The sequence below is a fragment of the Halobacterium bonnevillei genome, assembly GCF_009831555.1.
Lineage (GTDB): Archaea > Halobacteriota > Halobacteria > Halobacteriales > Halobacteriaceae > Halobacterium > Halobacterium bonnevillei.
In genome coordinates, this window is sequence record NZ_WUUU01000243.1 from 1 (window position 1) to 3,373 (window position 3,373).

At 67.7% G+C, this 3,373-nt stretch carries 5 protein-coding genes; 3 read left to right on the top strand and 2 right to left on the bottom strand.

What is annotated here, in order from left to right:
- A partial coding sequence (locus GRX66_RS17610) for a sensor domain-containing protein (RefSeq protein WP_201293083.1) occupies positions 1–493 on the bottom strand: 493 nt, incomplete at its 3' end.
- Positions 494–624: 131 nt separating this feature from the next.
- A complete protein-coding gene (locus GRX66_RS17615) occupies positions 625–1,998 on the bottom strand; it encodes a hemolysin family protein (protein ID WP_159527670.1) in 1,374 nt (457 codons plus the stop codon).
- Positions 1,999–2,105: 107 nt separating this feature from the next.
- Between GRX66_RS17615 and GRX66_RS17620 the strand changes: the two genes are divergently transcribed.
- The 3 genes from GRX66_RS17620 to GRX66_RS17630 form a co-directional block, all read left to right on the top strand.
- Positions 2,106–2,396: a glutaredoxin family protein gene (locus GRX66_RS17620; protein WP_159527671.1), complete on the top strand. Its 291-nt coding sequence runs from the start codon at positions 2,106–2,108 to the stop codon at positions 2,394–2,396.
- Entirely contained in the window at positions 2,396–2,914 is a 519-nt protein-coding gene (locus GRX66_RS17625; protein ID WP_159527672.1) for a redoxin domain-containing protein, read from the top strand. The genes GRX66_RS17620 and GRX66_RS17625 overlap by 1 nt, the downstream gene beginning before the upstream one ends.
- Positions 2,915–3,001: 87 nt before the next feature.
- On the top strand, positions 3,002–3,373 hold a 372-nt coding region (locus GRX66_RS17630; RefSeq protein WP_201293084.1), incomplete at its 3' end, for an L-threonylcarbamoyladenylate synthase.

A 3,373-nucleotide genomic window follows, 5' to 3' on the forward strand; every position in this document is an offset into this window, starting at 1 on the left:
CGACGCCGGCGACGGCGACAGCGGCGGCCAAGGTCTCCACCTCCCAGACGCCGACCACGCCGACCGTGATCGCCGGGTCGTCGTAGTACAGTGGCGTCGCGACCAGCGCGGCGGCGGCACCGAGCCACGTCACGACGAACGTGAACCCGACGACGCCGATCCCGAATCGCACGAGCAGGTAGGCGACCGCTCGGTACCCAGACAACGCCGCGAGTTCCGCGAACGCGGCGTCGAAGACGCCCGTTGACGCTCTGGGTTCAGCGAGCACGGGTGCGGGCACGTCGAACAGCCGCGCGCCGAGTCCCGCGTCGAGCACAGCGACGCGACGGGCGACGGCCGCAACGCCTGCGAGCACGACGACCCCGACTGCGAACAACAGGAGCGGAACGCCGACGATCACGCCGCTGACGACGAGCGCCAGGTACACGACTCCCAGCGGGAACGACACCAGGAGGTACAGCGTCGAACGAGCGACGTCACCAGGGGAGGGCATCGGTCGGACCAGGGACCGCTACCGCAAAAAGCGTTGGCGTCACGGAGCAACAGTCACGCGTTCTCGCTGCGGCCGGCATCGCCGGACGCCGTTCAGGCGTCCTCGCCGTGGTTGGCCCCTCCAGCCGACGATTACGCGCCCTCGCCGTGGTTCCCGTCGGCCAGCGACTCGTGTTCGAGTTCCTCGGCCTCCTCCTCGGGGAGGCGGCGGACGCGAGCCTTCATGATGCGGGTGTTCTCCACGCGCTCGACGGTGAGTTCCACGTTCTCGTAGCGGAACGTCTCGTCCTCCTCGACGAGGCGGCCAGCGCGGTTGAAGATGAACCCCGCGATGGTCTCGAACTCCTCGCCCTCCGGCAGGTCGATGTCGAGGGCGTCGTTGACCTCCTCGATGTTCACCTCGCCGCGCACGCGGACGGTCTCGTCGTCGACGTAGTTGATCGGGAGTTCCTCCTCGCCCTCCAGGATCTCGCCGACGATCTCCTCCGTGATGTCCTCGGCGGTCAGCAGGCCCTCGGTCGTCCCGAACTCGTCGATGACGACGACCAGCTGGACGCGCTCCTCCTGCATCTCCCGGAGCAGGTCGTCGACGTTCTTCGACTCGGGGACGTGCAGCGTCGGCTCGATGAGGTCCTCGAGTTCGACGTCGTCGGACTCGCCGTAGAGGTACTCGCGGACGAGGTCCTCGAGGCTGACGACGCCGATGATGTTGTCCAGTTCGCCCTCGTAGACGGGGATGCGCTCGTGGCCGGCCTGCGTGCACGTCTGGATGGCTTCCTCGATGGACGCGTCGGTCGTCACGGCGATCATGTCGAGGCGCGGCGTCATCACCTCCTTCGCGATGGTGTTGTTGAACCGGAAGATGCGCTGGAGCATCTCCCGTTCGTCCTCCTCGATGACGCCCTCGCGCTCGCCGGTCTTGATCATGTCCTGGATCTCCGAGCGCGTGACGTAGCTCGTCTCGATGGCGGCGCGGCCGCCGGTGACCTGGTTGACGATGCGCGTCAAGTAGTCGAAGAGGACGACCAGCGGGTAGAGCAAGCGCTCGGACCACTTCAGCGGGCCGGCAATCGTGAGCGCCCACGACTCGGAGTTCTCGACGGCGTAGGACTTCGGCGCGCTCTCCCCGAACAACAGGACGAGCGCAGTGATGCCGAACGTCGCCGCGAGAACGGCCTGTCCCTGTGAGAGGTAGTACCCGAGCAGCCCCGTCGCGATGGAGGACATCGCGATGTTCACGAGGTTGTTCCCCACGAGGATGGTGATGAGCAGCCGGTGGGGGTCGCGTTTCAGTTCGTCGACCGCCTTCGCGCCCGACCGACCCTCATCGACGAGCGCGTCGATGCGGTGCCGGGCGAGAGAGAACATCGCGATCTCCGACGAGGAGAAGAACGCCGACAACCCCATCAGGATGGCGATGGTGACCACTCCGGCAGCGACGATGACGTCCTGCCCGAGTTCGACGCCGAACAGTAACACTGCCAGCGGGAGCGACAGATTGCCCATTCCAGTTGAGGTAGTTTTCAGCCCGCCGGTTAATAGTTTGCTCACTCGAATGCGCGGGGACCGCCGCAGGCGAAGCGTTTACCCGGGTTTCGGGCGAACGAGCCACCATGAGTGCGCGAGAAGCGACGCCGCGGCCACGCCACAGCGACGCCCACGTGACGCTGTACCGCTTGCAGGCCTGCCCGTTCTGCGAGCGCATCGTCCGGAAGCTCGAGGAGCTCGACATCGACTACCACTCGCGGTTCGTCGAGCCGATGCACGGCGACAGGAACGCCGTCAAGCGCGTCGTCGGCGCGCGGACGGTGCCCGCCATCATCGACGACGAGACGGGCGTGGCGATGGCCGAGAGCGGGAACATCGCCGACTACCTCGACGCCACGTACGGGGGTGGGGACTGATGGACCTCGACTTCGAGGTCGTCGACCTCCCGCCGGCCGACCACGTCGAGGCCGGCGACGAGGCGCCGGACTTCACGCGCCCGCTCGTGAACGACGAGTTCTGGGAGGACGTCGCGCTGTCGGACCTGCTGGCCGACGCACCGGTCCTCCTGGTGTTCACGCCGATGGACGGCGCGTTCCCGTCGACGTACATCTGGAACGAACTCAGGGACCGCGGGATGGACGAGTACGGCGTGCAGGTCGTCGGCGTCTCCATCTCGACGCCCTACGAGCACATGACCACCATCGAGGAACGCGGCATCGAGTCGTTCGCCGGCCTGTTCAGCGACCCCCAGAACGGCGTCGCCGAGAAGTACGGTATCAGCCACAGCCTCGACGGGATGGCGGGCGTCAGCGAACCGCGGCCGTCCGTGTTCCTGGTCGCGCCGGATGGCACCGTCGAGTACGCGTGGGTCGCCGACGAGTGGCCCGCGTTCCCGGACTACGACGCCGTCGAGGACGCCGTCATCGGGCTGTGAATCCACCGGGAGGCGCGACCGCGCGTAGTGGTACGCCGGGCGAACGGGACCTGTAACGCTTTTTCGGGCGGCGACCAACTGTTGGGTATGACTGTCAGCGACGACGACATCGCGGCGGCCGCCGACGCCATCCGGACCGGCGGCCTCGTCGTCTACCCCACGGAGACCGTGTACGGCGTCGGCGCGGACGCCCTGGACCCGGTCACCATCGAGCGCGTGTTCGAGACGAAACGACGGAGCCGCGACGACCCGTTGTCGTTCGCGTTCCCCGACGTCGACAGCGCGCTCGAGCACGTTCGCGTCGGCGAGACTGAGTGCGCGTTCATGCGAGCGTTCCTCCCGGGGCCCGTCACGGTCGTCTGCGAGAAGCGCGACTCCGTGCCGGCGGTGCTGACCGGCGGCCGCGACCGCGTGGGCGTGCGCGTCCGCCCGGACGACGTGGCGCTGGCGCTCCTCGAT

What these genes read in the sequence shown, in the direction of transcription:
- GRX66_RS17625 (WP_159527672.1), top strand. Translation starts at nt 2,396, where the DNA reads ATGGACCTCGACTTCGAGGTCGTCGACCTCCCGCCGGCCGACCACGTC.
- GRX66_RS17620 (WP_159527671.1), top strand. Translation starts at nt 2,106, where the DNA reads ATGAGTGCGCGAGAAGCGACGCCGCGGCCACGCCACAGCGACGCCCAC.
- GRX66_RS17615 (WP_159527670.1), bottom strand. Translation starts at nt 1,998, where the DNA reads ATGGGCAATCTGTCGCTCCCGCTGGCAGTGTTACTGTTCGGCGTCGAA.